The sequence below is a fragment of the Sandaracinus amylolyticus genome (assembly GCF_000737325.1).
Classification (GTDB): Bacteria; Myxococcota_A; Polyangia; order Polyangiales; family Sandaracinaceae; genus Sandaracinus; species Sandaracinus amylolyticus.
In genome coordinates, this window is record NZ_CP011125.1 from 1,233,674 (window position 1) to 1,259,469 (window position 25,796).

The following is a 25,796-nucleotide window of genomic DNA, read 5'->3' on the forward strand; positions in this document are numbered from 1 at the left end:
TCCCGCTCCCCGGACCGCGCTGCATGAGCCCGAAGGACGAACGACGCATCATCCTGCTCCTCGCAGCGGTCCAGTTCGTCAACATCCTCGACTTCATGATCGTGATGCCGCTCGGCCCCGACTTCGCGGGCGACCTCGGCATCCCGCTCTCGCACCTCGGCACGATCGGCGGCGCGTACACGCTCTCCGCGGCGCTCTCGGGCTTCGCCGGCGCGTTCTTCCTCGACCGCTTCGATCGTCGCCCCGCGCTCGCGCTCTCGCTGCTCGGCCTCGCGATCGGCACCGTCGGCGGCGCGCTCGCGACCGGGCTCGAGTCGCTGCTCCTCGCGCGCGTCGTCGCAGGCGCGTTCGGCGGCCCCGCGACGTCGGTCGCGATGTCGATCCTCGCCGACGTGATCCCCGGCGAGCGCCGCGGTCGCGCGCTCGGCACGGTGATGATCGCGTTCTCGATCGCGTCGATCGTCGGCGTGCCCGTCGCGCTCGAGCTCGCGCAGCGCGGCAGCTGGCACACGCCGTTCGTCGCGACCGGCGCCCTCGCGCTGATCGCGTCGATCGCCGCGTGGCTCGTGCTGCCCTCGATGCGCGCGCACCTCGACATCGAGCACGAGCCCGCGCTCGACGGGTTCCGTCACCTGCTCACGCGCCCCGTCACGCTGCTCTCGTACGCGATGACGTGGGTCGCGATGATGGGCGGGTTCGTCCTCATCCCGAACATCGCGTCGTACGTGCAGCTCAACCTGCACTATCCGCGCGAGCACCTCGGTCTGCTCTACGGCGCCGGCGGGCTGCTCAACTTCGCGACGATGCGTCCGATCGGTCGGCTCGTCGATCGCATCGGCTCGTTCCGCGTCCAGGCGATCGGCACCGTGCTGATCGTCGTCGTGACGTGGATCGGGTTCGTGTGGTCGCCGCCGTGGATGCCGGTGCTCCCGGTGTTCGTGGGCTTCATGTTCGCGAGCGGCATGCGCAACGTCAGCTACAGCACGCTCACCTCGAAGGTGCCTTCGCCCGAGGAGCGCGCGCGCTTCATGTCGCTGCAGTCGATGGTCCAGCACCTCGGCTCCGCCGCCGGCGCGTTCCTCGGCTCGCAGCTCCTCGTCGAGGGCGCGGGCGGCGCGCTCGTGCACATGGATCGCGTCGCGTGGACCGCGATGGCGCTCATGATCGCGACGCCGGTGCTGATGCTCGCCGTCGAGTCGCGCGTCGCGCGCAGCGAGCGCATCGTCGCCGCGCTCGACCCCGTGCCCGTCGCGTCCTCTCGCGATCGATGAAGGGCCCGCTGCGACATCGCGCGTTCCTGATCTACCAGGGCGTGCGCCTGGTGTCGGTGGTCGCGATCCAGATGATGTCGGTCGCGATCGCGTGGCAGGTCTACGAGCGCACCCAGGACGCGATGGCGCTCGGCATGGTCGGGCTCGCGCAGTTCGCGCCGCTCTTCCTGCTCTCGCCGATCACCGGCGACGTCGCGGATCGCTTCGATCGCCGCGCGGTGATCGCGGTCTGCCACGGCGTGATCGCGCTCTGCGCGACGCTGCTCGCGTGGACCGCCGCGCACCCGGAGCTCGGCACCGCGCCGATCTACGTCGTGCTCGCGCTCTTCGGGTGCGCGCGCGCGTTCGCGGGCCCCGCGGCGCAAGCGCTCCTGCCCGCGCTGGTCCCGCCCGCGGAGCTCGCGCAGGGCATCGCGCTCGGCTCGATCACGTTCCAGCTCGCGACCATCGCGGGCCCGGCGCTCGCGGGCTTCGTGATCGCCGCCGGTGGCGCGCCGAGCGCGTTCGCGACGAGCGCGGTGCTCGAGGTGCTCGCGGTCTCCGCGCTGCTCGCGATGCGCTACGCGCCCGAGCGCCAGGAGCGCCGCGGCTCCGGGCTCACGCGCCTGCTCGCGGGCGTGCGCTACGTGCGCGAGCACCCGGTGATCCTCGGCGCGATCTCGCTCGATCTGTTCGCGGTGCTGCTCGGCGGCGCGGTCGCGCTGATGCCGATCTACGCGCGCGACATCCTGCACGTCGACGAGCGGGGCTTCGGCTTCCTGCGCGCGGCACCGGCGGTCGGCGCCGGCTTGGTCGCGCTGGTGCTCGCGTTCCGTCCGCTGCGACGTCGCGCCGGCCTCACGATGTTCGCGTGCGTAGGGCTCTTCGGCGTCGCGACGATCGTGTTCGGAGTGTCGCGCAGCTTCCCGCTGTCGCTCGCCGCGCTCGCGGTGCTCGGTGGTGCCGACATGGTCAGCGTGGTGATCCGCCAGACCGTCGTGCAGATCACCACGCCGCCGGAGATGCGCGGTCGCGTCGCGGCCGTGAACATGGTGTTCATCGGCGCCTCGAACGAGCTCGGCGAGCTCGAGAGCGGCGTCACCGCGGCGTGGCTCGGCACCGTGCCCGCGGTGGTGCTCGGAGGCGTCGGGACGCTGCTCGTGACGGTGATCTGGGCGTTCCTCTTCCCGCAGCTGCGCGACGTCGATCGCCCCGAAGAGCACGACGCACGCTGAAGTCCCTGCCGGAGTGCTCGTCCCGCAGGTCCCGGACGGGAGCGCGCGAAGCGCGCGGACGATAGGGACCGGCGGGCGAGCCGATTTCCGAGAGTCATGGTTCGTGCACCGACGTGGCCTGCTCACGAGAGGAGGACCATGAGTCGGAACGAATCGACGAGGCGCATCGCCATCGTGCTCTCTTGCGTCGCCATCGGCGTCGCCGCGACCGCGTGCGGGGGCGACGACGAGGGCGGTGGCGGGCAGCAGCAGGACGGCGGCGCCGGCGACGACGCGGCGGTCGCCGCGATCGACTGCACCGGCGCGAACGCGGAGACGGGGCAAGCACCGGCGATGAGCACGTGCGGGATCGCGTCCTGCCACAACGCGGACTTCGCGGGCCAGCGCGGTGGGTCGGGGTTCGCGTCCTCGAACCTCACGCCCGACGACACCGGGCTCGCCGAGTGGACGACCGGCGAGATCGCGAAGGCCACGCTCGACGGGGTCACGCCCGAGGGCGAGGTGCTCTGCCCGATCATGATCCGCTACCGCACCACCGGGATGACCGAGGCACAGGCGTGCGACATCGCGGAGTACCTGCGATCGCTCGCGCCGATCGAGAACGAGGTCGAGGACACCTGCGAGTGATCGAGCTCGCCACGTGTGGCGGTGGGCGCGCCGCCACATGTGGCAGCATCTCGCGCGATGATGCAGTCCGTTCCCCTCGCGTCGCTCGACGGCGTCGCGCACGTCGAGCGCCTCGACGGTCCACGCGCCGATCACGACGCGCCTCCCGCGCTGCTCGTCGAGGTCCCGCACGGCGCCGATCGCCGGGCGCACTACGACGCGCTGCGCGCGCGCATGCGAGGCGCGCTGCCCGAGGACCTCCACGTGTTCTTCCACGTCAACACCGACGTCGGCGCGTGGGAGTACGGACGTCGTGTCGCGGAGCGCGTGATCGCGGCGCGTCCCGAGCGATCGGCGCTGCTCGTGCGGTGCCTGATCCCGCGCACGTTCGTCGACACGAACCGCCTCGAGGACGCGGCGGAGTCGCTCGCGACCGGCGGGATGACGGCGGGTGTCGCGCCCTACGTGCGCGACGCGAGCGACATCGCGCTCTTGCTCGAGCTGCACCGCGCGTACGTCGCGGTGATCGATCGTGCGTACGAGCACGTCTGCGGCGCGGGCGGCTTCGCGCTCACGCCGCACACCTATGGCCCGCGCACGATGGGCATCGCGAAGATCGACGACGACATCGTGCACGCGCTGCGCGCCGCACACGAGCCCGACGCGTGGGCGCGCTGGCCGGTGCGCCCGGAGATCGATCTCATCACGCGCACCCCGCAGGGCGAGCTCCTCGCGCCCGAGGGCATGCCGGAAGCGCTCGTCACCGCATACCGCGCGCTGGGCCACGAAGCCGTCGAGGGCGGCGCGTACACCCTGCACCCGAGCACCCAGGCGCACCGCTTCGCCACGCGTCATCGAGGCCAGGTGCTGTGCCTCGAGATCCGCCGCGACCTCCTGGTCGAGCGCTACGAGCCGTTCGACGAGATGCGCGTCGTGAGCGAGCGCGCCGATCGATTCGCGGCCCCGATCGCGACCGAGATCGACCGCTGGCTCACGCGCCGCGCGCGCTGACGCTCACGGCGACCCACGCGCGAAGGGGACGGAGTCCACGCCGTGGACTTCCGAGTCCACGCCGTGGACTTCCGAGTCCGCGTCCCCGGACTCATCTCGTGCACGGGACCAGCACAGCGACGACGCGAAGCTCCCTCGCGCGCCACGCGTCCTCCAGCCACACACACCGAGTCGCCTTCCCGCGTGGCCGAAGCCCCCGCGCGGCGATCCGCGCTACCGAGTCTCGTCCGACAGAAGCGCCAGCACGATCCCCGCGACGTGCCCAGCCCCCGCGGTCCTCGCCACGCTCAGCCACGTCGCGCGCCCGATCTCCAGGAACCGCGCCTCGACCTCGCGCGGCGCGCCCCACAGCACGAGCCTGCCGCCCGTCTTCATCCCGGCCGCGAGCTCGTCGATCGCATCGGTGTCGAGCGGACAGCGCGCCCAGTCGATCACGATCGCCGACGCGAGATCGGCCCACACCATCGCCGGCAGCGCGCTCGGCTCGGGGATCGCTTCCACGTCGGCGTGCTTCGAGAGCGCCCTCGCGATCTGCGCGACGCGCTCCGGCTCCGACGACGCGACGAGCACCAGGCGACCGTGCCCACCGCGTCGCGGCGCGGGCGCGCTCTCGTGCTCGACCGCCGCCGCGCGCAGCACGAGATCGATCGACTCGTCGAAGCGATCCGCCGCGTCCGCGCCGAGCCGTGCCTCGACCGCGTCGAGCATGTGCACCGAGAGGAAAGATCGCATTCCGTCGGCGATCGATGGCACCGCCGTGCGGCCCGCCATCGAGAGCGCGTCCGCGACGATCTCGCGCGCTTCGCCGTCGTCCGCGAGCACCTCGAGCGCCTCGAGCACGAGGCGGAGCCGTCGCTCCTCTTGTGTCAGCGCCCTCACCCCTGGACTCCCGCTGTGCACGGCCCCGTACTAGCACGCGCCGATCGGCCGCGCTCCGCGCCGCATCGTCGCTCGCACGCGTGCCACGAGCGCATCGAGCTCGCTCGGCGTGAGGAACGCGGGATAGAGCGCGAGCATCCCCCACGGGAAGATCCCGAGCCGCAGCGAGAAGATCAGCGCGACGTGGAAGCCGATGCCGAGCGCGAGCCACACCTCGCGCACGCGCAGGAACGCGAACGCCGCGCGCATCCGTCCGCCGCGATGCGCGGTGCGTCGATACCAGAGCGCGAGCCCCATCACCGGCGCGCCGATCTCGAACGCCATCGTCGCCGCGGTCGCGAGCTGCGTGAGCGGATAGACGTGCGCGAGCCACGAGGAGAAGTCGTACGACGCGAAGTGTGGATCCGAGAGCACCACGTAGAGCGCCGCGAAGTCGCCGGGCGGCCACCACGTGAGCTGCGACTTGTGAACTCCCGCGCTGAAGTACATCCACAGCAGCTGCACGACGATCAGCCGCCGTGGCCACGCGGGGATCCGCACGTCGGGCAGCCACCGCCCGTGCTCGCGCCACGCGTCGATGGAGAGCGCGCGCCCGCACCCGCTGCACGCGAGGAGGAACAGCGCGTTGCGCAGCACCGCGTCGATCCCGCGATCCGCTTGCGGCAGGATCGCGGCGAGCTGCGAGAGCGCCATGGCGAGCACCAGCGTGCTCGTGCGACTGAAGACACCGAGCACCATCGCGAGCGCGCTCGCGACCGCGACGCCGTACACGAGGCGCGTCGTCGCGAGGCTCGCGCCGAGCCATCGCCACGCGAGCACCGGCGAGGGCTCGAGCGTGTCCATCGCGCCGAAGCCGCCCGCGCTCGAAGGGCCCCACAGCGTGTCGACGAGCCCATGTCGCGCGGCGATCAGCAGATCCGCGAGAAGCACCGACGCGACGCCGATGCGCACCACTGCGAGCACCGTCGCGCGCTCTTCCTCGGCACAGAGCGCGACCCACGCGCGCCATCGCGAGCGGAGCCGGATCATCGCTCGCGCACCTCGTCGAACATCCAGCGCGTCTCGGGATCGGGCGGCTCGCCGGGGAGGCTCACGTGATGGCGGAGGTAGCGCACGCGCACCGCGTCGACGTCGTCGCGCCGCGCGAAGATCTCGTGCGCGAGCCAGTCGACGAAGCGCGGGTGATCGGCGCGTGTCCCGCCGCTGCCGGGGTTCCACACCGCGCGCACCCGCCGGTACTCGAGCGTGCTCGCGAGGAACGCGTGCTCGGGATCGTTCGGTCGATAGAGCAGCGTCCACTCGCCGTCGATGCGCGCATCGACGTGCATCCAGTCCGGATCGGGATCCGCGACGGGGAAGAGCGACCAGCGCTGCGTGGTGTGCGTGAGCTCGAACCAGCGTCGCAGCGGATCGCGCGCGCGATCGTGCACCACCGTCAGCTCGCTGCTGATCTCGACCACGCGGGTGCGCAGCGTCGTCTCGTCGACGTCCATGCCCGCGCCGCGGAGGATGCGCGTCCACCGCTCGAGCTCGCGACGGCCGACCGGCCGCGAGAGCTGGGTGGAGTCGACGCGCGGCACCGGCAGACCCTCGATGCAGCTCCCCACGAGCGCGAAGAGGATGAGCGCTGCGCGCACGTGCGCCCGGACACCGAAGACCATCGCGGCCGAGAGCGTACTTCGACGGCACGCCGCGCTCGATCCATCTTCGCCGCCGCCGATGCTCTACCGCTGGTTCTTGAGGCCGCTCCTCTTCCTCTTGCCCGCCGAGACCGCGCATCACCTCGCGTTCGGCGCGCTGCGCTTCGCGACTGCGATCCCGGGCGTCACCGCGGTGCTGCGCGCGCTCTTCCGCCCGCGCGATCCCGCGCTGCGCGTGGACGCGCTCGGCCTGACGTTCGACGCGCCGGTCGGGCTCGCCGCGGGCTTCGACAAGAACGCCGAGGGCCACGACGCGCTGCTCGCGATCGGGTTCGGCTTCGTCGAGATCGGCACCGTGACCGCGCAGGCGCAGCCCGGGAACCCGAAGCCGCGCATGTTCCGGCTCTCCGCGGATCGCGGGCTGATCAACCGCCTCGGCTTCAACAACCGCGGGGCCGAGGACGCGGAGCGACGCCTCGCGAAGCGCGCCCGCGCGCGCGGCATCGTCGGCGTGAACGTCGGCAAGACGAAGATCGTCACCGAGGACGCCGCGATCGCCGACTACGAAGCGTCCACCGCGCGCCTCGCGCCGCTCGCCGACTACGTCGTCGTCAACGTCAGCTCGCCGAACACGCCCGGGCTGCGCGATCTCCAGGCGGTCGAGAAGCTGCGCCCGCTCCTCGCGGCGGTGCAGCGCACGATCGAGCGCACGTGCGCCGACCGGCGCCCCGCGCTGCTCGTGAAGATCGCGCCCGACCTCTCCGACGACGACGTCGACGCGGTCGCGGACCTCGCGCTCGAGCTCGGCCTCGCGGGCATCGTCGCGACGAACACGACGATCCGCCGCGACGGCCTGCGCACCCCCGACGACGTCGTGAAGCAGATCGGCGCCGGAGGCCTCAGCGGCGCACCGCTCCACGATCGCTCGCTCGCGGTGCTCCGTCGCCTGCGCGCGCGCGTCGGAGATCGCCTCGTGCTCGTCTCGGTCGGCGGCATCGAGACCGCCGAGCAGGCGTGGCAGCGAATCCGCGCCGGCGCGACGCTCGTCCAGCTCTACACCGGCTTCATCTACGGCGGCCCCACGCTCCCGAGCCGCATCGCGCGCGACCTGCTCACGCTCGCGAAGCGCGACGGCTTCACGAGAGTGAGCGACGCGATCGGCGCCGACGCGCGCGCGACGCCCGACGCTCACCCCCGATAGTCGAATCGTCTACGCGGACGCGCTGACACAGCCGAACCGGCTGTCATCGCGCGCTCTGATGGACGAATCGTCCGTCGCGCGGCTCACAGCCACTTCTTCCTCTTGAAGTACGTGAAGAATCCGACGGCCGTCACCAACATCGCAGTCCACGCGCCGTAGTACCCCCAGCGCATGTGGAGCTCCGGCATGTTCTCGAAGTTCATGCCGTAGACGCCCGCGATGAACGTCAGGGGCAGCATGATCGTCGAGATCAAGGTCAGCACCTTCATGATCTCGTTCAGCTTGTGCCCCTGCATGCTGAGATAGACCTCCATCGACGAGCTCACGATGTCGCGGAAGCTGTCGTTGAGGTCCACCACGCGCACGAAGTTGTCGTAGGCGTCGCGGAAGAAGGGCCGCACGTCCTCGGGGATGATCTCCATCTCGCGATCCCCGCGCGACAGACGATTGAGCACCTCGCGCTGGTGCAGGCCCACCCGCCGCAGGCGCTGCAGCTTGTGCTTGAGGTCCATGATCTGCTGCAGGAGATGCGGCCCCGGATCTTTCATGATCGAGGTCTCGAGCGCGTCGATCTCGTGATCGAGCTTCTCCATCAGCGGCAGGTATCGCTCGCTGAGCACGTCGGCGATCAGGTACGCGACGTACGCGGTGCCCTTGCGCATGAGCTCGGGCTTCTTCCGGACCTGCGTCCACGCGTTCTCGACGGACGCGATCAGCTTGCTGTGGCTCGTCAGCAGGAAGTTCCGCCCGAGCATCACGTCGAGATCGCCGATCGGCAGCTCGTGCGACTTCTCCCAGCCGGTCAAGAGCGCGTGGAAGACGATGTAGAGGTAGCCGTCGAACCGCTCGAGCTTCGGCGTCGGCGCGTCGGCGAGCATGTCCTCGACGACCATCGGGTGGAACTTGAAGATCCCCTCGAGGATGCGCCGGTCGCTCTCGCCGCAGTCGAGCATGTCGACCCAGACGAGCGTCGTCGGATCGGCGAGCAGCGCAGGCAGCTCGTCGATCGTGGCGTCGACCGGCGCGGAGTCGGTCGTGCGGAGCGCGAGGATGCGAGTCGTCACGGCGCACGATTGTACTCTCGTGCGCCCGACGACGTGTGTGGGTCATGGAACGAGAACGCCCACCATCAGGTAGCCCCAGTGCATCGGATCCGGGTGACCGAGGCTCGCGGCGCCGCCGCCCGGGATGAACGCGCCGTAGCCGCCCCAGATCGCGAGGTGATCGATCGGCGTCCACCGCGCCTCGACGTCGACCTCCACGCCCGCGAACTCGTCGGTGTTCATCGGATTGCGCCCGACCACCGCGCCGCCCGCGTTCGTCCATCGCGCGCCGGGCTCGACGAAGCGATAGACGCGCCCCGCGGCCCACACGCTCAGCTGACGATCGATGGGAGTCAGCCCGAAGCGCGCGAATCCGTGCGTCTGATTTCGCAGCCCGAAGAGATCGAGGAGGCCATAGATGAGGTGATTGGTCGGGAAGAAGTTGTCGAATTCGTTCCACGTCCCATCGGCGCTCTCACCGGTCCCGAAGCTCCCGCCGACTCCGATCTCCGGGCTCCAGGGCGCATCGAGCTTGTAGTGCGCCTCGCCGATCATGCCCGCTGCGAGGAAGTCGTCGTCCCCGACGCGGCCCGCCTCGAGCACGAGCTCCACCTCGTAGCGCAATCGACGCTCGACGTTGCCACTCGCGCGCAGCGAGAACGCGCCGATGTCGCGATGTCGATCGAGCCACTGCCCGGCCGCCATCATGTCGGTGCCCGCGGGGGCCTCGGTCGGCCCGTCGTGGCGATAGAGCGCATATCCGCCGAGCCGGAGCGCCTCTCCGGGCGACCACTCCGCCGCGATGCCGCCCGCATAGTCACCCTCGCTCGAGCGCGGCGTTCCATCGGGCCAATTCAGCGTGCGCGGCGTGCGCACCACGGCGCCGAATCCGTCGAGCGAGAATTCACCCTGCTGCGTGTGCACGCGGAGCGCGTCGAAGCTGCGCGCCGCAGAGGCCCAGTTGAGCGAGCCGATCAGTCGTCCACTGCCGTAGTCGATCTCCTGACGTCCGGCGCGCGCATAGCTGCTGCCGTCTCCGATCTCGAAGAAGCCCTGATGGATGCCAGTCGAGCCTCCGCTCTGCGCGCCCGGCGTCACACCGAAGTCGCGCGCGTCCTGCACCTGCACGAAGGCACGCAGCAGCTCCCAGCGCGCGTCCATCCCGATGCGCGCGCGGAACGTGACGATCCCTTGATCCGCCTCGCCCACGTACGCGCCGGTGCGCAGCTCGCCGCGCGCGCGCGCCTCGAGCGAAGGGCGCCACTCGATGCCCGCGAGCTCGAACCCCCACGGCACCGACGGCGGCGTGGACGCGGCGGGCGTCGCGACGACCGCGGGCGCGGCCGCCGGCATGATCGGCGCAGCCTCGACCGGTGCGCTCTGCGCCTCGGGCGCGGGCGCGCTCTCGGGAGGAGGCACGTCGGGCGCCGGCGCGACCTCGGGATCCGAGACGGGCGTGATCGCCTCTTCGATCGGCCTCGGCTCCGCGGGCGCGCTGCTCTGCGCGAGCGCGACCTCGGCGTGCCCGAGCGCGATGCCGATCACGGCGATCGCCGAGCGCGCCGCCGCGAGCGAGTGTGAGCGTTTCGAACGTTGGACAAGACGCATGACGACCCCCGTGGACCGGCTCGAGATCGCCGGTGCGCGCAGTTGGAATCCAAGGCGTGAGCGGGCCTCTCCGCGCGACGCGTGCGCGTCGTCGGCTCGGCGTTTCGATCGGTGGTGACCGCGGCGTCGGCGGTGATCGCGACTAAGGTGCGCTGCCGCTGATCGTCGCTTCGGCTTTCGAGGACGGCTCGGCGAGCGAGAGCGACTCGAGCTCGTCGCGCTCTTCGTCGGTCGGTGCTGCGTGATGACCGGCGCGCTCCTCGAGGAAGCCGATCACACGCTCGCGCATCGCGTCGAAGCGCGCGTCCTCGACGAGCATCCGCCGGTTCCGCGGGCGCTCGAGCGCGACCTCGAGGATCTCGCCCACGTGCGCGTGGGGGCCCGAGGTCATCATCACCACACGATCCGAGAGCAGCAGCGCCTCGTCGACGTCGTGGGTGACCATCAGCGCGGTGATGCGGTGCTCGCTCCAGAGCGAGAGCAGCACGTCCTGCAGCTCCATCCTCGTGATCGAGTCGAGCATGCCGAACGGCTCGTCGAGGAGCAGCACGTCGGGCCTGCACGCGAACGCGCGCGCGAGGCCCACGCGCTGGCGCATGCCCATCGAGAGCTCGGCCGGCTTGCGAGCCGCCGCGTCGTCGAGCCCGACGAGCTCGAGGTAGTGCATCGCGGATGCGCGCTGCTGCGCGCGCGTCGCGCTCGGCATCACCTGCTCGACCGCGAGCAGCACGTTCTGCAGCGCGGTCATCCAGGGCAGCAGGCACGCCGACTGGAACACCATGCCGCGATCGGGCCCGGGGTCCTTCACCGCGCGTCCGCCGAGCACGATCGAGCCGACGTCCGGCTTCGTGAGCCCCGCGACCATCGAGAGCACGGTCGACTTCCCGCATCCCGAGTGACCGATCAGCGCGACGAGCTCGCGCGCCTCGACCTCGAGATCGAAGCCGTCGACGACGCGCTGTCGCCCGGAGGGACCATCGAAGCTCTTCGCGATGCCCGAGAGCACCAGGTGACGCGCGCTCATCGTGCGACCTCCGCCGTCGCGCCTGCGACGCGACGCTTCGCGCGCGGCGAGCTCGCGAGCAGGTGCTCGCCGATCGCAGCGCGCGTCTCCTTGTAGGTGTGATCGTGCTGCAGCGCGCGCTTGTCGCGCGGTCGCGGCAGCTCGACGCGGAACGAGGGGCCGAGCGTCGCGCGCGGTCCCGCGCCGAGCGGCACGATGCGATCCGCGAGCAGCAGCGCCTCGTCGACGTCGTTCGTGATCAGCAGGATCGTCTTTCCGCTGCGCACGCAGATGCGCTCGAGCTCGCCCTGCAGCTTCCCGCGCGTGAGCGCGTCGAGCGCCGAGAGCGGCTCGTCCAGGATCAGGAGCTCGGGCTCCATCGCGAGCGCGCGCGCGACTGCCACGCGCTGGCGCATGCCGCCCGAGAGCTGTCCCGGCGTCTTGTCGCGCGCCGGCGCGAGGCCGACCATCGCGACGTAGCGATCCGCGTGCTGCGCGTGCTTCGTGCGATCCCACGCGGGGAACGCGGCCTCGACGGCGAGCAGCACGTTCTCGTGCACGCTGAGCCAGGGCAGCAGTGAATAGCTCTGGAACACCACGCCGCGATCGGTGCCCGGGCCGGTCACCGGCGCGCCGGCGAATCGCACCGTGCCCGTGTCGGGCGCCAGCAATCCCGCGATCAGCGAGACCAGCGTGGTCTTCCCGGCACCCGAATAGCCGACGATCGCGACGAGCTCACCGCGCTCGATCGTGAGGTCGATTCCGTGCAGCACCTCGACGCGCGAGCCGCCGCTCGCGAATCCCTTCGACACACCGCGCAGCGCGACGAGCGGCTCCACGTCAGGCCGCCTTCACGCGCAGCTCGACCGCCGCCATCAGGCGATCGAGGAGGAAGCCGACGACACCGATCGTCACGATGCACAGAATCAGGTGCTCGTAGACGAGCGAATTGTACTCCTGCCAGAGGAACCCACCGATGCCGGGCTGTCCGGTGAGCATCTCGCTCGCGACGATCACCAGCCACGCGATGCCGAGCGAGAGTCGGAATCCGGTGAACATCGCGGGCAGCGCCGCGGGCAACAGGATCTTGAAGAGCGTCTTGGTGCGCGAGAGCTTCAGCACGCGCGCGACGTTGAGGTAGTCCTGGGGGATCGCGCGGATGCCGAACGCGGTGTTCATCACCGTCGGCCACATCGAGCACATCGCGATCGCGAACGTGCCCGCGGGCTCCGGCTGTTGGAAGAGCACGAGGCCGAGCGGCAGCCACGCGAGCGGCGACACCGGGCGCAGCACCTGCACGACCGGGTCGAACGCCTTCTGCGCGGTGCGCGAGAGACCGAGCAGCAGCCCGAGCGGCACCGCGAAGACGAGCCCGAGGAGATAGCCCTTCCCGACTCGGATGAGCGAGTACCACGTGAAGCGCAGGATTCCCTGATCGAGCTCGCCACGCTTGGCGAACGGCTCGAGCACGTACAGGCGGCTCGCCTCCCACGTCTCCATCGGACTGGGCAGGAGGTCCGTGACGAACGTGCTGATCAGACCCCAGACGCCGAGCACCACGAAGATTCCGACCACCGGGAGCAACAACGACTCGAGTCGATCGCGACTCATCACCTTGCGGACGAGCTCCATCAGCGCCTCCTCTGTCGAGCGTTGGAATCAGCCTGCGAGCGCGTGGACCGGGAACGACGTCGCGTAGCCCTCGGGATCGGCCGGATCGAAGACGTTGCCGTCGAAGAACGTCTCCGGACGCACGTCGGGCTCGGGCACCGCCACGCCGAGCTCGCGCATCGCCTCGGCGTAGAGGTCCATCCGCATCACGCGGCGTGCGACACCGTCGTAGTCGGGGCGCCCCTGCACCAGTCCCCAGCGCCGGAATTGGCTGAGGAACCACGAGGCGTATTTGGCCTGCGGCGCGTTGCAGCCACGCTGACTGAAGATCATGTAGCTCGGATCTTCGAGCGTGCGCCCATCGCCGTAGTCGTAGTGGCCCTGCAGTCGCCCGAGGATGAGCTCGGGCGCGCAATTGATGTACGTGGTCTGCGAGACGATGCGTGCCTGTTCGGGACGGTTCGCGAGGTCGTCCAGCCACACGCTCGCTTCGTGGATCGCCTTGAGGATCGCCTTCACCGTCCGCGGGTTCTGCTCGGCGAAGTCCTCGCGGAACGCGAGCACCTTCTCCGGGTGATCGCGCCACATCTCTTGCGTGGTGATCGCGGTGTAGCCGATCCCGTCCGCGATGCTGCGCGCATTCCAGGGCTCTCCGACGCAGAATCCGTGCATGCGTCCGATGCGCATGTTCGCGACCATCTGCGCGGGGGGCACGGTGACGAGCGCGACGTCGCGGTCGGGATGGATGCCGCCCGACGCCAGGAAATAGCGCATCCACATGGCGTGCGTTCCGGGCGGGAACGTCATCGCGAAGGTCATCGGATTGCCGGCTGCTCTCGCCTCGTCGACGAGCGGCTTGAGCGCGGCGGCGTCGCCGCGAACGCTGCCCCGGAACGTGTTCGCGAGCGTGATCGCCTGTCCGTTCCGATTGAGGAGCCACGGCACGACCATCGGGACCCGGGGCGATCCGCCGATGCCCATCGTCGACGCGAGAGGCATCCCGAGGAGCATGTGAGTCGCCTGGATGTCGCCGTTGGTGAGCGAGTCGCGGATGGCGGCCCAACTGGCACCCTTCACCACGCTCGACTCGATGCCATACCGTCGGAAGATCCCGCGCTCGTGCGCGATCACGATCGGCGAGCAGTCGGTGAGCGCGATGATTCCGAAGCGAATCGCGCTCACCTCGGGCGCGCTGGCGCCGCCGGCGGCGGGCGCTGCAGCGGGCGCCGTCGGCGGCGGCTGTGCCGCGGGATCGCCGTCCGAACAACCGAGCGCACTGCCACCGATCGCCAGCGTCGACGCGGCAGTCGCCGCGACTTTCAGGAACTCGCGGCGTCGCAGCGCGCGATCTGCGAGCTTGCGCGAGGCACGACGAGACCTTCGGCGCTGCGCCTCGTCGGCGCCGCCGGAACGCGAATCGGACATGAGCGAAGTCCCCCTCGTCGAATGAAGAACGAACACACCCGTCGCCAGGCCGGCGTCGAGCGACTCTCCACGCGCAATCGTTCGTGGAGCTCGCGGCCATCATGGCGAGCGCGCGTTTCCGGCGTCTTTCCGACGAGCAAAAAGCCGACATGATCTAGATCATGTCGATAGTCGCGTGGTACGTGTGTGAGTCGCGCTTTGGGACGTGCGCGAGTGACGAAGTCGCGTCACCCGCGCGCGAGACGCTTCGACGCCACGTCGACCGTTCGCGATAACATCGCTCGTGTGACGTCGTGGATCTTCTCCGACCTGCGCGCGCTCGGCGTGGCAATCGTCGTCGTCGTGTCCGCGATCGCGTGTGCCGGTGTGACGACCGCGCCACCGCGGTCGCAGCTTGCAGCGCCTGGCGAGTCGACAGCTCGTCCGCGCGATGATTCGCGGTCCACGACGCCGCTCGAGCGCGCGAGGCTCGCGTGGGCTCGCGGCGAAGTCTCGTCGACGGCGGCCGAAGCGTGGCGTGCGCGTCACACCCCATCGGATGTTCCCGAGCTGCGCGCGCTCGGGGCACGAGCGGCGCTGGCGATCGACTGCGCCGATCAAGCGATCGACCTCGTCGGAGACTCGCGCGATCCCGAGCTGCTGCGCGTCGCCGTGCGTGCGCACCTCACGCGTGATCGGTGGGACGAGGCGGCCGCGATCGCCGCGATGCCCGCGCTCGCGAGCGACGAAGAGGCGCGCTCGATCGTGGAAGTCGCGCGCGCCGCACAGGGGCGTCCGCTTTGGCAGGTGAGCGGAGCCCCGTGTGCCGAGGTGCCGCTGCGCAGCGACGCCTCGGTTCCGGTTGTCGCGGTGATGATCGACCGCGCACCCGCGTTGGCGCTGGTGGACACGACGAAGCACGTGACGGAGCTGTCACGTCGACGCGTGTCGGCGAGCGGAGTGCTCGATCGACTGCAGATCGGAGACGTGTCGGTCGAGGGAGTGCCGTACTTCGCGCGCGCTCTCGATGAGGAGCAAGCGCTCGCGAGCGACGTGATCGACGTCGTGCTCGGGCGAGACGTGCTCTTCCGGTGGAGAGTGCAGTTCCGACACGGGGTGCTGATGCGCCTCGGTGGTCCGCTCGACATCGGGCCGGGGGATTCGGCAGAGCTCGTCGTGATCGGCGACACCCCGACGGTTGCATTGCATCAAGTGGTCAGGCGCCATGTGCCGCGCGCGATGCAAGCGACGCATCACAGCGTCGGATGGCTTGCAGTCGATTCCACGAGGACGACGGCGATCGCCATCGCAGAGGGACTGCTCGGCGAGCTTCCGGCAGGGTACGACCGGGTGTCGGAGAGCGATCGCGCTATGGCGCACATTCCGGGGCTCGAGGTCGGCGGCGTTTCGCCGCGAGGCCCGTATCCAATCCTCGCCGACTACGAATCGAGCGAAGGGCGGGTGCGAGGTGCGGTCGGATGGCCGTTCCTCGGATATTGCGCGCAGCTCGGGTGGCGATTGTTCGTGCAAGGCTGCTTCGGCGGGCCGCGCGCGCCGCACGCCTGCAACGAGCGGCTCGCTTCGGGGCCGCGCACTCACGGCGAGTGCGATCTCGATCACCTACGGTGAGCTGGACGTCACTTCGCGCGCGGCTTCTTCTGGCACTTCGGGCACAGATAGCTCGACCGTCCGCGCGTCACCTCGCGCACGAGCTTCGTTCCGCAGCGCGGGCACGGCTCGCCCTCGCGGTCGTAGACGAGGAACGGATTGGGCCCGCCCGCTTCGACGTACACGACCTCGTCGGTGTCACGCATCGTCTCGAGCGCGGCATCGAGCGACTCGTGCATCGCGTCGTAGAGCGACTTCCATGCATCGCTCTTCAGCGCGGGCACCGGCGTCTCGGGATGGAGCTTCGCGCGCCACAGCGTCTCGAGCGCTTGGATGTTTCCGAGGCCCGCGATGCGCGACTGATCCATCAGCGCCGCCTTGATGGGCCCTTTCGCGCGCTCGACGCGCGCGCGCAGCGCATCGACGGAGTCGATCGCGAGCGCGTCCGGACCGAGCTCGTCGAGCTTGCCGTCGCGCACCACGTCCTCGCGCGATCCCGCGATGCAGCGCCCGAGCCGGCGCGCGTCGGCGAGGCAGAGCGTCGCGCGCTTCGTCTTGATCCACCACTTGGTGAAGCGCGGCAGTCCCGTCTGCTCGTCGATCTTCTCGTCCTTCGCACCCTGGCGCACGAGGCGTCCGGTCATGCCGAGGTGGAACCACATCGCGTGATCGCCGCTCAGCGCGACGAGCACGTTCTTGCCGACGCGCGACGCGCTCTCGATGCGTCGCCCCACGAGCGCGTCGCGCCACGCGTCGTGCGACATCGGCACGACGATGGGATCGGACGCGCGCGCTTCGATGATCGTCTCGTGCTCACCGAGCACGGCGAGGAATTGACGTCGCGCGTGCTCGACCTCGGGAAGCTCCGGCATGCGCGCGAGAGTAGCGCGCGCGGGGGCCTCAGTCGGTCTGGATGTCGACGCCGAGGAGCACGCGGCTGCCGAGCCGTCCCGCCGACGGCAGCGGCGACTCCACGAGCTCGTGCGGCAGGTGCACCACCGTGATCAGCCGCAGATCGAGCGGGATCTCCTGCACCGGCCGCCACGACGCGGTGCCGTGCAGCCGCGCGCCGTGTGGCACGTCGATGCGCACGAGCTGCGGAGGCAGCCCGACGCGCACGTCGTACTGGCGCTCCGAGAAGAACGTCGCGCCCGCGGCGAGATCGAGCCGCGCCTCGGGCACGCGGCCGCGCAGCTCCGCGGTCGCGGTGATCAGCGAGTTGTGCTCCGCGACGCCGACCGTCACCGCGGGATCGTCGGGCGTCGTCAGGAAGCCCACCGCGGCGCCGCCGAGGCGCAGCGTGATGTCGTCGGCGATCGTCCAGTCGAGCTCGATCTCGCCGCCGGCGAACACCGTCTCGTCGTCGTCGGTGCGGAACGTCTTGCGCGTGAGCGGCGTGAAGTCGCCGACCACGAGATCGAGCGCGCGCGCCACGTACGCGCTCGCGCGCAGAGAGAACCGGCCATCGAAGCCCGCCGCGACGATCGCCTCGAGCGAGTCGACGCGCGGCAGCGCGAGGCCCGCGGTGCCCTCGAGCAGGATGATGTCCGTGCTCGGATCGCGGAATCGACTGGCCACCTCGACGTAGGTGGGATTGCGATAGGCGCTCGCGCCGATGACGCGAATCGAGAAGTTCGGCTGGAAGTACATCGCCGACGCGCGCACCGACACCTGCGGTCCGTCGGCGAAGGGCGAGACGTCGGTGCGCACCGCCGCGCCGATGTTGAACATCTCCGCGATGTCCATGTCGGCATTGACGTAGACACCCACGCTGCCGCGCAGCACGCCGTTCTCGTCGGGATGCACGAACGGCGCGTCCACGTAGGTGCCGCCCGCGTCGGCGCCGACGAGCACGTCGATCTCGTAGGGCAGGGCGAGCTCGAGATCGGCACCGATCTGTCCGTCGAGCGCGTTCGTGTCGTCGTAGCTGAAGCCGGTGTACTGCTCGTCGTCGGCGCGACGGACCGACCAGCGCCCGCGCGTCCAGACGCTCAGGCGCGGCACCTCCGGCGCGAGCTCGCGCATCGTCAGCGCGAGCCGGCCGTAGCCGCGCGCCGAGAGCTGCGGCTCGGGCTCGAGCACGAGGTAGTCGAGCGCGCTGCGCTCGCTCATCGCGGCGCCTGCGTCGAGCGTGAGATCGATTCGCTCCTCGAGGGCGACGCCGAGCCGCGCGCCGAGCCCCAGCGCGCGCAGCCCCGGCTGATCGAGCGTCTCGCCGGGGCGGAAGTGATCGTCGAGCGTGCCGTGCGCCTGCACGCTCGCCGACACCGGTCCGCGGCGGCCGCGGAACCACGCCGACACCTCTCCCGCGGGCTGCAGCGTGCTGTCGATTCCGCCCACGACCCGCGCGCCCGCGCGCGCCTCTTCGGCCTCGGGCAGCGCGGTCGTGTCGATCCGGATCATGCCGGTGTACGCGTTCGCGCCGTAGATCGGGCTGACCGGGCCGCGCACCACCTCGATGCGCGCGATGTCGTCGATGCTGACCGGAAGCGTCGACCAGTCGACCTCGCCGTCGACCGGGCTGTTCAGCTGCACTCCGTCGAGGAGCACGACGAGGTTGTTGCCGGTGAGACCGCCCATTCCGCGCATCGACACGACGTAGTTGCCCGGCGCCGTCGCGATCACCTGCACGCCCGGCACGCTGCGCAGCAGCTCGGGCACGCTGCGCGCGCCCGATGCGCGGATGTCGTCGGGCTCGATCACGGTCACGTTCGCAGGCGCGCGGAACAGGCTCTCTCGGCGCTGTGACGCGGAGACGACGTCACCCAGCAGCTCTTCGAGCGAGAGCTCCGCGTAGTCGTCGACCTCCATCTCCTCGCGTCCCGCGCCCGGCTGAGCGTGCGCGACTCCGACGCTCCCGCAGAGAGACAGAACGAGACAGAGCGCGAGATGGGCTCTCTTCATCGCACGATCCGCACGTCGAGGCCGAGGACGTGGAAGCAGCCCTCGGCGCGATCTTCGGGATCGCCGAAGCTCCCCTCGAAACGACCGGCGAGCTCCCCACGGGCGCGCTGCGTGACCGTCACCGTGCCGTCCGCCGCGCCTCCCGTGAGATCGACGCTCTCGGCGCCGTTGCTGATGCGCAGCGCGATGTCGACGCGCTCGTCGGCGAGGTGGTCGGCGCGCGACTCCGCCGCAGGATCGAACGCCAGCACACGATCATCGGCGACCGGCGCCGCACCGACCACGCCACCGACGCTCTTCATCTGTAGAGTGAGGAAGAAGTACGGAGTCGGCCCGGTCGCCTCGATCTCGTCGAGCCAGATCGATCCGTCGACCTGTCGCAATCCGACGATCGAGCTCGTCATCTCCGATTCCACGACGATCTGCGTCGACTGCAGACTGCCACGCACACTGACGACGCCGCCGCAGGGCTCCCCGCGCGAGCGTGCCAGTCGGCACTCCTCGACGCGCGCGTCGAACGCGTCCGGGTCATCGCACAGATAGGCCTGCTCCTCGTATGCCGACTGCGTCTCGAAGGGCGCGACGCACGCACCCAGCAGGACGCTCGCGGCGGCGAGGAGCGGACTACGGTGCAACGACTTCGACGACGACACTCGTCGTGCAAGGAACGGTGAACGAGCCACGGATCTCCTCGGTCTCCGACCAGCGGGCCGTCCAGTGCACGCCGACCGCGCCCATGCCGTCGGGAATCACGAGCCCGGTCTCGTCGGGCTGACCGTCGTAGAGCTCGAGGACGACGGTGCCGGTCTGGCCCGCCGCCTCGAACGTCGTCGCGTCGGACTCGTCGTGCCACTCCCACTCGAGCCAGGCTTCGCTCGCGCCGGGCTCGCCGGTCGCGGTGCGCGGGACGATCGCAGTCTCGGTCCCGACCGCGTCCGCCTGGAAATCGTGACGCTTCAGCTCGAGCTCGATCTGCCGGCGCTCGCCCTCGACCTCGACGAACGCGTTGATCTTCAGCTCCGTGAGCTGGCCCTGATCGTATCGAGGCGTGCCGTCCGCCGCCTGCGGCACCGTGTACTCGCGCGTGCAGAAGAGCAGCGTCGAGTCGGCGGCGCTGGCGCCCAGCGAGATGTCGAGCTCTTCGCCGTGGAGGAACCCGACGGCTTCGAAGTGGTAGTCGTCGCCCATCCACTCCGTGATGTCGCGCCCGCCTTCGTCGGGCGCTCCGCACCCCGCGAGCGCAGCGATGCACAGCAACGAGCCGATCGATCGGTTCGTCGAGAGTCGGTTCATCGGAAACACCTCGCCCGCCGTGCGCGCCGCGCTCGGATCCCCTCACCGAACGCGCGTCGCGCTCACGAGACGGGCTCAGAATGCACGAAACGAAACCGTGACGATCCGAATAATGAGCGTCACTCGAATTTCGCTCGCACCTGTGCGCAGTCGGTGGTCTCGCGACTGCCAAGTACTCTCAGTGCTGAGCAGTTCCCTCAGCTCGGCAGCTTTCGCTCCCGCAGGTGCCACGCGATGCGCGTCGCCATCGCCATGACCGTGAGCTGCGGGTTCACGCCGAGGCTCGAGGGCAAGATGCTCGCATCGGCGACGAAGAGCTCCTTCACGTCCCAGCTCTCGCCCCAGGGATCGACCGCGCCGTGCGCCGCGCTGGTGCCCATGCGCGCGGTGCCGAGCGGGTGCTGCGACGCGCACTCGAGGCGCGTCACCGGCGTTCGCTCGAGCTCGAGCGCGCGGAACTGATCCGGCGTGAGCCCGTGGCTGCCGAGGATCGGGAGGAAGAGCTCCTTCGCCCCCGCTTCGAGGAAGGTCTCGCCCACCGCGCGGATGCCCTTCCAGAACGCGCCGACGTCCTTCTTCGAGCAGCGATAGAGCACGAGCGGCTCGCGCCCGAACGGATTGCGCACCACGTATCCGCCGCCCTCGTCGTGCACCATCGCGCCGAACATCGCGATTTGCCCGACCTGCTCGGCGAGCCGCACGTGATCGGGCCCCGCGCCAGGCATCGTCGCGGCGATCACGCTCGCGGGCACGAACAGCGAGTTCATCGTGATGCCTTCGTGCTCGAGCGCGTCGGAGTAGGCGCTCTGCATCGCGCCCGCCCATCCGCGCACCTTCTCGTCGAAGCGCGCGTAGACGCGGAACCCCGGGTGCAGCGTGAGGTGCTTGCCCACGTGGCTTCCGATGCCGCCGAGCCCGCTCGCCTGCAGGAGCACCGGCGTGTGGATGCCTCCGCACGCGACCACCACGCGCTTCGCGCGCACCCGCAGCCGACCACCCTTGGCGCCACGCGGTCCGTTGAGCAGCCGACCCTCGACGCCGATCGCGCGTCCATTCGCGACGCGCACGCGCTCGACGAGGCACTGCGACCAGACCTCGGCGCCCGCCGCGATCGCGCGCGGCAGATACGACACGTCGACGCTGAGCTTCGCGACGTGAGGGCAGCCGAAATTGCAGCGACCGCAGCCGTCGCAGCCGCGCGTGTTGCGGCGCATCGGCTTCACCGGTCTCCCCAGCTTCTCGGCGCCGATCGCGAAGAGCTCGGTCGAGCGCGAGCGCATCGAGACCGGCACCTCCTCGACGTGGATCGCCTTCTCGACGTGCGAGTAGAACGGATCGAGCCCCGTCGCGGTCATGCCCGGGATGCCCATCTCGCGCGACCACTCGTCGAGCACGAAGCCGGGCACGCGGAAGCACACGCCGCCGGTGCACACGCTCGAGCCGCCGACGACCTTGCCCATCGTGACGTTCACGGTCGGCGCGCCGCCGATCCCGAACGCCGCGGTGAGGCCGCCCTCGCGCCAGACGTGCCGCAGCGACTCGCTCTGCCGCATCGCGCCGTATTGATCGGCGGGCACGTGACGTCCTTCTTCGATCACGATCACGCGCTGGCCCGCGAGCGCGAGCTCGGTCGCGACCGTCGCGCCGCCCGCGCCCGAGCCGACGACGACGACGTCGCAGTCACGCTCGAGGTCGCCGGCGTGCGCGCGCCCCTCGTGGACCGAGAGCGGCGAGAAGTGCTCCCTCACGACCGCTTGCATCGCTGATCCCATCCGATCTCGCGCGCGTTGTCGGGGTGCTCGTACCAGACGATCGAGACGATCGCCTTCGCCGCGAAGAGCGCGAGGCTCGCGACGGGGTTCTTCTCGACCGCGTGCACCGCGCGCACGCGATCGGCGATCGAGAGCGAGCGCAGCCGGCCGAGGCGTCCGATCAGCAGCGGCCCGGCCCACGTGATCGTGGTGAGGCACGCGAGAAAGAGAAGACGCGCGCGCGTGTTGAGGTGACCGATGAAGTCGCCGAGGTCGTCGACGAACCAGGTCAGTCGCTCGCTCGGCGGCGCGCTCGTTCCGTCGCGCGTCCAGAGCGCTTCGGCGAGGGCGCGCGCGTTGTCGCGATCGCGCGCCGAGAGGCCGGGGCGTTCGGCCGGGATGGCGCTCGCCGAGCGAGGTCGTGCGAGCGGTGCGTGCGAAGGATCCGGCGTCGGGGCCGGAGCGGCGTCCAGAGACACGAGCGCGGAGTGTAGTCGCACCGCGATCGCGATTGAACGTCGTTCGACCAGTGCGGCACGCGTCGTGCGAATCACCGCGCGTCATGCCCGAACATCCCCCGGAATTCGAGGAGAACGATGACTTCGACGATTCGCCGAGTGACACGTCGTCTACCGCGGCGCGCGACCCGCGACGTTCTGTCGACGCGCCCTATCGTGATCGTCACGACGCGCTCGTCTGGCGACGGCGCGCCCTCGCGCGCGAGCTCGACGAGGCGGAGCGCGCGGTCGCGCGGCGCGATCGCGTCGCACGTCGCCTCTCGGTGATCGACGACGTGCTTCGTGACGAGGCGCGCCCGATGCTCGAGTCGCTCGAGATCGCCCGCCCGTGCAAGGCGCGCTGGGAGGACATGCAGGGCGACGACGTGGTGCGTCGTTGTCAGCGCTGCGACCGCGAGGTGTACGACCTCGCGCGCATGACCCGCGCCGAGGCCGAGGCGCTCTTCGCGCGCGCCGACGAGAGCCCGTGCGTGCGGCTGCGGCGTCGCGCGGATGGACGCGTGATCACCGCGGACTGCCCCGTCGAGGCGCCGACCCTGCTCGCGCGGCTCGCGACCGCGGGCGTGGCAGGCGCGCTCGCGGGGGGCGCGGCGAGCGTCGCCGTCGCGATGATGACGCCCGCGGGGACCCACGATCGCGCGCGGCGCGCAGAGCCGACGGTGGTGGCCGCGCCGCCCGCACGAACGTTGCCGGTCGTGCACGTCGACGCGCTGACGAGCGCGCCCGACACGACGTTCATGGGCCAAGCGCTCACGGCGCGTCCCGACGACGCCGTCCGTCTGCTCGGGCCGAGCACCTACGAGGTCCGTCGCGCGCACTTCGAGCGCGCCATCGAGCAGCTGCACGGGCGCTTCATCATGCAAGAGCGCGACGGACGCATGTTCGGGTTCCGGATCTACGGGATCCGTCGCGCGAGCCCGCTCGGATCGGTGGGCATCCAGAACGGCGACATGATCCTCGACGTGAACGGCGCGCCGAGCGTGACTCCCGCTCGGGTGCTCGAGGCATATCGAGATCAGCGCGATCGCGACCTCTTCGTCGTGCGCATCGAGCGCCGCGGCCAAGAGCGCGTGCACGTTTATCACGTGCGTGATTGACGGGGCGGTCTTGCTCTTCCGCCGGCGCCCGGCGAACGTGATCGCATGTCGCGCGTCTCCGCAGCGTTCCTCGCGTTCGGAATCATGACAGTCGGTGTCGTATTCGCGGCGCGCGTCGCTGCGGACTCGATCCCTCCGCCTCCGACGTGCCCTGCGCACGAGATCGCCGCGCTGCGCGGTGAGTCTCGCCACGGCGGCATGCATTGTGTGCCGCGGCCGTGCACGCGCGACGCGCAGTGCGGTGGCTCCGCGACGTGCGTCGCGCGCCAGGTGTGCCGAGTCACCGAGCAGACGTGGGTCTCGAGCCCCGGCCCGTGTCGCGATCAGGACGGCGACGGACAGTGCGACGGTCGGCGCCAGGTCTCGCGCACGTACGAAGTCGGCGCGTGCGATGCGCGAGGACAGTGCGAGCGTGGCAGTTGCGACACCCTGCGGGAGTGCTCGTCCGGGCGGTCCCGGACGGAAGCGCTCGGACGTTAGGACCGGGCGGCCGACCGCCGGGTGCTCAGCCGCGCTCCGAATAGGCGGGCTGCGTCTGGATGCGCGGATCGTTCACCGCGCCTCCGACGGTGAAGCAGTAGAGCGCGCGGAGATCGTCGGACTCGATCCCGAGCAGCTCGTGGATGCCGTCGTCGAAGAAGCACCCGATGCCCGTCGCGGCGACGTCGTGCGCCTCGGCCTCGAGGTAGAGCAGCTGTCCGACGTGCCCCGCCTCCCAGTGCAATCGCCGGTACCACGACGGACCACGCGCACGCAGCACCGGCGCGAACCGCGCGAGCATCGCGACCGCGAATGCGCCATCGGCGGCGATGTCCTGATGGCACGTGAGCGCGCGCGCGATGGTGCGCGCATCGCCCTGCGCGATGCCGTAGAGCGGCAGATCGTCGGGCGCGCCGGGCAGGCGGACCCACTCGTCGGCGAGCGCGATCCGCGAGCGCAGGAAGGGCTCGGCCGCGGGGTCGCGCACGAGGATCGCGAGCCCGGGCTCGAGGCCCTCGACACGGTGCACGAACACCACCGGATGCACTTCGGGCGCCCACGGCAGCGGATGCAGCGCGGGCGTCAGCGCGGGCACGAGCGAGCGCATCGTGCGGAAGAACGCATCGCGCGAGATCGACGTGACGCCGTCCATCTCGACCGCGCTGCGACGCCGGCGCGCGAGGAGGCGCGCGGACGGAGACGGGCCGTCGTGGTTCGAGCGCACCAGCGCCGGCGGTGCCGGGTGCGCCTCGCCTGCGCCGTCCTCACGGCTCGCGTCCTCGACGTCGTCGATCACGTCCCAGCGCTGATGGTTGGAGCTCAAACGATTCGCCACGCCGCGCAGCACGCCGGCGCACGCGGTGCCCACGACGTCGTCGCTCCACGCGACGTCCAGCGCGCCGCGCGAGCCCTGCGGATCGATCGCGAGCAGCACGTCGGGCCGCTCCGACTCGACGCCACGGCTCTCCTCGAGCCCGAGCAGGCGCGCGATCCGTGCATCGTCCACGCCTTCGATCACGCGCACCGACCACCCCAGCGGTCGCGCCGCGATCGCGAGCGCGCCGATCGCGTGCCCGACATCGTGCATGCAGTACCGGAACGCGCGCTCGCCGTACTTCCACGCCTCGCGCCACGCGATCGACGCGAGCCCCACGATCATCCCGCCGTCCGGCGCGAGGGCGCGCCACGCCTCCACGTCGAGGTCGCGCCTGCGCTCGAGCCCGTGCATGCGCGGTGCGTAATGGAAGAGCCCCGGCCCGTCGAACGCGTCGCACAGCAGGTACGCCTCGGTCGGGTGCAGGTTCCCGCTCGACGGATTGCAGCGCAGCGCCCAGCGCGAGCGACCTGCCTGCTTCCACGCGGAGATCGCGAGCGCGTCGTAGAAGAGCTGCGCGATCGTCCGCGCATCGACCGGCGCGGGCGTGATCGTCGCATCGCGCACCGCGCTCCACGTCGCTTCGTGTCCGGCGCCCACCGCGATCTCGTCGAGCAGCACGATCGGCGCGCCTTCGTAGGCGCGGAACGGATCCGGCTGAGTGGCCCAGTCGAGGTGTCCGAGCGAGCGCGCATAGCCGCCCGGATATCGATGCATCGTGCGCTCGTGATAACGCAGCACACGCGCGATCCGCGCATCGCGATCCATGCGTGTGCTTGT

General features: G+C 70.6%; 23 protein-coding genes. 7 read left to right on the plus strand and 16 right to left on the minus strand.

Translation table 11 applies throughout. The annotated features are described in order from the left end of the window. Positions 1–23 precede the first annotated feature (23 nt). From DB32_RS05080 to DB32_RS05095, 4 genes are all read left to right on the plus strand, one after another. A complete protein-coding gene (locus DB32_RS05080) occupies positions 24–1,271 on the plus strand; it encodes an MFS transporter (RefSeq protein WP_053231291.1) in 1,248 nt (415 codons plus the stop codon). Beyond that, complete coding sequence (locus tag DB32_RS05085; protein ID WP_053231292.1) at positions 1,268–2,485, plus strand: MFS transporter; 1,218 nt, start codon at positions 1,268–1,270, stop codon at positions 2,483–2,485. The genes DB32_RS05080 and DB32_RS05085 overlap by 4 nt, the downstream gene beginning before the upstream one ends. Positions 2,486–2,623: 138 nt before the next feature. Further along, positions 2,624–3,112 (plus strand): c-type cytochrome, encoded by a 489-nt coding sequence (locus DB32_RS05090; RefSeq protein WP_053231293.1) that lies wholly within the window; start codon positions 2,624–2,626, stop codon positions 3,110–3,112. Positions 3,113–3,172: 60 nt separating this feature from the next. Next, a complete protein-coding gene (locus tag DB32_RS05095) occupies positions 3,173–4,102 on the plus strand; it encodes a hypothetical protein (protein ID WP_157068739.1) in 930 nt (309 codons plus the stop codon). 213 nt (positions 4,103–4,315) lie between these two features. Here DB32_RS05095 and DB32_RS05100 read toward each other — a convergent pair whose 3' ends face one another. From DB32_RS05100 to DB32_RS47950, 3 genes are read right to left on the minus strand one after another with little or no spacing between them, the layout of a single operon-like run. Next, on the minus strand, positions 4,316–4,981 hold the full coding sequence (locus DB32_RS05100; RefSeq protein ID WP_157068740.1) for a hypothetical protein: 666 nt from the start codon (positions 4,979–4,981) through the stop codon (positions 4,316–4,318). A 30-nt stretch (positions 4,982–5,011) separates the two neighbouring features. Beyond that, positions 5,012–6,010, minus strand: coding sequence for an HTTM domain-containing protein (locus DB32_RS47945; RefSeq protein WP_053231296.1), 999 nt, complete (start codon positions 6,008–6,010; stop codon positions 5,012–5,014). Continuing rightward, the gene (locus DB32_RS47950; protein ID WP_169791345.1) at positions 6,007–6,618 is read right to left on the minus strand and encodes a hypothetical protein; all 612 of its coding nucleotides are present in this window, start codon (positions 6,616–6,618) and stop codon (positions 6,007–6,009) included. The genes DB32_RS47945 and DB32_RS47950 overlap by 4 nt, the downstream gene beginning before the upstream one ends. 82 nt (positions 6,619–6,700) lie before the next feature. Between DB32_RS47950 and DB32_RS05115 the strand changes: the two genes are divergently transcribed. Further along, on the plus strand, positions 6,701–7,822 hold the full coding sequence (locus DB32_RS05115; protein ID WP_053231298.1) for a quinone-dependent dihydroorotate dehydrogenase: 1,122 nt from the start codon (positions 6,701–6,703) through the stop codon (positions 7,820–7,822). Positions 7,823–7,905: 83 nt separating this feature from the next. Here DB32_RS05115 and corA read toward each other — a convergent pair whose 3' ends face one another. From corA to DB32_RS05145, 6 genes are all read right to left on the minus strand, one after another. Then, positions 7,906–8,886 carry a magnesium/cobalt transporter CorA gene (corA, locus tag DB32_RS05120; RefSeq protein WP_053231299.1) on the minus strand — a complete coding sequence of 327 codons (981 nt, stop codon included), beginning with the start codon at positions 8,884–8,886 and terminating at the stop codon, positions 7,906–7,908. 42 nt (positions 8,887–8,928) lie between these two features. Beyond that, on the minus strand, positions 8,929–10,410 hold the full coding sequence (locus DB32_RS05125; RefSeq protein WP_053231300.1) for an alginate export family protein: 1,482 nt from the start codon (positions 10,408–10,410) through the stop codon (positions 8,929–8,931). Between the two features lie 205 nt (positions 10,411–10,615). After that, complete coding sequence (locus tag DB32_RS47955; RefSeq protein ID WP_075097452.1) at positions 10,616–11,497, minus strand: ABC transporter ATP-binding protein; 882 nt, start codon at positions 11,495–11,497, stop codon at positions 10,616–10,618. Beyond that, positions 11,494–12,315: an ABC transporter ATP-binding protein gene (locus DB32_RS47960; protein ID WP_053231301.1), complete on the minus strand. Its 822-nt coding sequence runs from the start codon at positions 12,313–12,315 to the stop codon at positions 11,494–11,496. Before DB32_RS47960 ends, DB32_RS47955 begins: the two co-directional genes overlap by 4 nt. A 1-nt stretch (position 12,316) precedes the next feature. Continuing rightward, positions 12,317–13,108 carry a nitrate ABC transporter permease gene (gene ntrB / locus DB32_RS05140; protein ID WP_053231302.1) on the minus strand — a complete coding sequence of 264 codons (792 nt, stop codon included), beginning with the start codon at positions 13,106–13,108 and terminating at the stop codon, positions 12,317–12,319. Positions 13,109–13,135: 27 nt separating this feature from the next. Next, positions 13,136–14,512 (minus strand): CmpA/NrtA family ABC transporter substrate-binding protein, encoded by a 1,377-nt coding sequence (locus DB32_RS05145; RefSeq protein WP_053231303.1) that lies wholly within the window; start codon positions 14,510–14,512, stop codon positions 13,136–13,138. A 705-nt stretch (positions 14,513–15,217) separates the two neighbouring features. Here DB32_RS05145 and DB32_RS46420 point away from each other — a divergent pair. After that, on the plus strand, positions 15,218–16,120 hold the full coding sequence (locus DB32_RS46420; protein WP_157068741.1) for a hypothetical protein: 903 nt from the start codon (positions 15,218–15,220) through the stop codon (positions 16,118–16,120). A gap of 8 nt (positions 16,121–16,128) precedes the next feature. Here DB32_RS46420 and DB32_RS05155 read toward each other — a convergent pair whose 3' ends face one another. The 6 genes from DB32_RS05155 to DB32_RS47965 all read right to left on the minus strand — a co-directional run bounded on the left by DB32_RS05155 (position 16,129) and on the right by DB32_RS47965 (position 22,601). Next, positions 16,129–16,971 carry an Fpg/Nei family DNA glycosylase gene (locus tag DB32_RS05155; protein ID WP_053231305.1) on the minus strand — a complete coding sequence of 281 codons (843 nt, stop codon included), beginning with the start codon at positions 16,969–16,971 and terminating at the stop codon, positions 16,129–16,131. A gap of 28 nt (positions 16,972–16,999) precedes the next feature. After that, positions 17,000–19,003: a TonB-dependent receptor plug domain-containing protein gene (locus tag DB32_RS05160; protein ID WP_083457152.1), complete on the minus strand. Its 2,004-nt coding sequence runs from the start codon at positions 19,001–19,003 to the stop codon at positions 17,000–17,002. Further along, entirely contained in the window at positions 19,000–19,638 is a 639-nt protein-coding gene (locus DB32_RS05165) for a hypothetical protein (RefSeq protein WP_157068742.1), read from the minus strand. Before DB32_RS05165 ends, DB32_RS05160 begins: the two co-directional genes overlap by 4 nt. Further along, complete coding sequence (locus DB32_RS05170) at positions 19,628–20,296, minus strand: hypothetical protein (protein WP_053231308.1); 669 nt, start codon at positions 20,294–20,296, stop codon at positions 19,628–19,630. Before DB32_RS05170 ends, DB32_RS05165 begins: the two co-directional genes overlap by 11 nt. A 197-nt stretch (positions 20,297–20,493) precedes the next feature. After that, complete coding sequence (locus DB32_RS05175) at positions 20,494–22,056, minus strand: GMC family oxidoreductase N-terminal domain-containing protein (RefSeq protein WP_053231309.1); 1,563 nt, start codon at positions 22,054–22,056, stop codon at positions 20,494–20,496. Then, a complete protein-coding gene (locus DB32_RS47965; protein WP_169791346.1) occupies positions 22,041–22,601 on the minus strand; it encodes a hypothetical protein in 561 nt (186 codons plus the stop codon). Before DB32_RS47965 ends, DB32_RS05175 begins: the two co-directional genes overlap by 16 nt. A gap of 8 nt (positions 22,602–22,609) precedes the next feature. Here DB32_RS47965 and DB32_RS05185 point away from each other — a divergent pair, with 8 nt between their 5' ends. Beyond that, a complete protein-coding gene (locus DB32_RS05185) occupies positions 22,610–23,662 on the plus strand; it encodes a PDZ domain-containing protein (RefSeq protein ID WP_053231311.1) in 1,053 nt (350 codons plus the stop codon). Positions 23,663–24,167: 505 nt separating this feature from the next. On the opposite strand, the gene DB32_RS05195 is transcribed toward DB32_RS05185, so the two are convergent. After that, positions 24,168–25,784: a nitroreductase family protein gene (locus DB32_RS05195; protein ID WP_053231313.1), complete on the minus strand. Its 1,617-nt coding sequence runs from the start codon at positions 25,782–25,784 to the stop codon at positions 24,168–24,170. Between the last annotated feature and the right edge of the window lie 12 nt (positions 25,785–25,796).

What these genes read in the sequence shown, in the direction of transcription:
- DB32_RS47955 (WP_075097452.1), bottom strand. Translation starts at nt 11,497, where the DNA reads ATGAGCGCGCGTCACCTGGTGCTCTCGGGCATCGCGAAGAGCTTCGAT.
- DB32_RS05185 (WP_053231311.1), top strand. Translation starts at nt 22,610, where the DNA reads ATGCCCGAACATCCCCCGGAATTCGAGGAGAACGATGACTTCGACGAT.
- DB32_RS05095 (WP_157068739.1), top strand. Translation starts at nt 3,173, where the DNA reads ATGCAGTCCGTTCCCCTCGCGTCGCTCGACGGCGTCGCGCACGTCGAG.
- DB32_RS05145 (WP_053231303.1), bottom strand. Translation starts at nt 14,512, where the DNA reads ATGTCCGATTCGCGTTCCGGCGGCGCCGACGAGGCGCAGCGCCGAAGG.
- DB32_RS05090 (WP_053231293.1), top strand. Translation starts at nt 2,624, where the DNA reads ATGAGTCGGAACGAATCGACGAGGCGCATCGCCATCGTGCTCTCTTGC.
- DB32_RS05175 (WP_053231309.1), bottom strand. Translation starts at nt 22,056, where the DNA reads ATGCAAGCGGTCGTGAGGGAGCACTTCTCGCCGCTCTCGGTCCACGAG.
- DB32_RS46420 (WP_157068741.1), top strand. Translation starts at nt 15,218, where the DNA reads ATGCCCGCGCTCGCGAGCGACGAAGAGGCGCGCTCGATCGTGGAAGTC.
- DB32_RS05155 (WP_053231305.1), bottom strand. Translation starts at nt 16,971, where the DNA reads ATGCCGGAGCTTCCCGAGGTCGAGCACGCGCGACGTCAATTCCTCGCC.
- DB32_RS05085 (WP_053231292.1), top strand. Translation starts at nt 1,268, where the DNA reads ATGAAGGGCCCGCTGCGACATCGCGCGTTCCTGATCTACCAGGGCGTG.
- DB32_RS05115 (WP_053231298.1), top strand. Translation starts at nt 6,701, where the DNA reads ATGCTCTACCGCTGGTTCTTGAGGCCGCTCCTCTTCCTCTTGCCCGCC.
- DB32_RS05195 (WP_053231313.1), bottom strand. Translation starts at nt 25,784, where the DNA reads ATGGATCGCGATGCGCGGATCGCGCGTGTGCTGCGTTATCACGAGCGC.
- DB32_RS05160 (WP_083457152.1), bottom strand. Translation starts at nt 19,003, where the DNA reads ATGAAGAGAGCCCATCTCGCGCTCTGTCTCGTTCTGTCTCTCTGCGGG.
- ntrB (WP_053231302.1), bottom strand. Translation starts at nt 13,108, where the DNA reads ATGGAGCTCGTCCGCAAGGTGATGAGTCGCGATCGACTCGAGTCGTTG.
- DB32_RS05170 (WP_053231308.1), bottom strand. Translation starts at nt 20,296, where the DNA reads ATGAACCGACTCTCGACGAACCGATCGATCGGCTCGTTGCTGTGCATC.
- DB32_RS05080 (WP_053231291.1), top strand. Translation starts at nt 24, where the DNA reads ATGAGCCCGAAGGACGAACGACGCATCATCCTGCTCCTCGCAGCGGTC.
- DB32_RS47945 (WP_053231296.1), bottom strand. Translation starts at nt 6,010, where the DNA reads ATGATCCGGCTCCGCTCGCGATGGCGCGCGTGGGTCGCGCTCTGTGCC.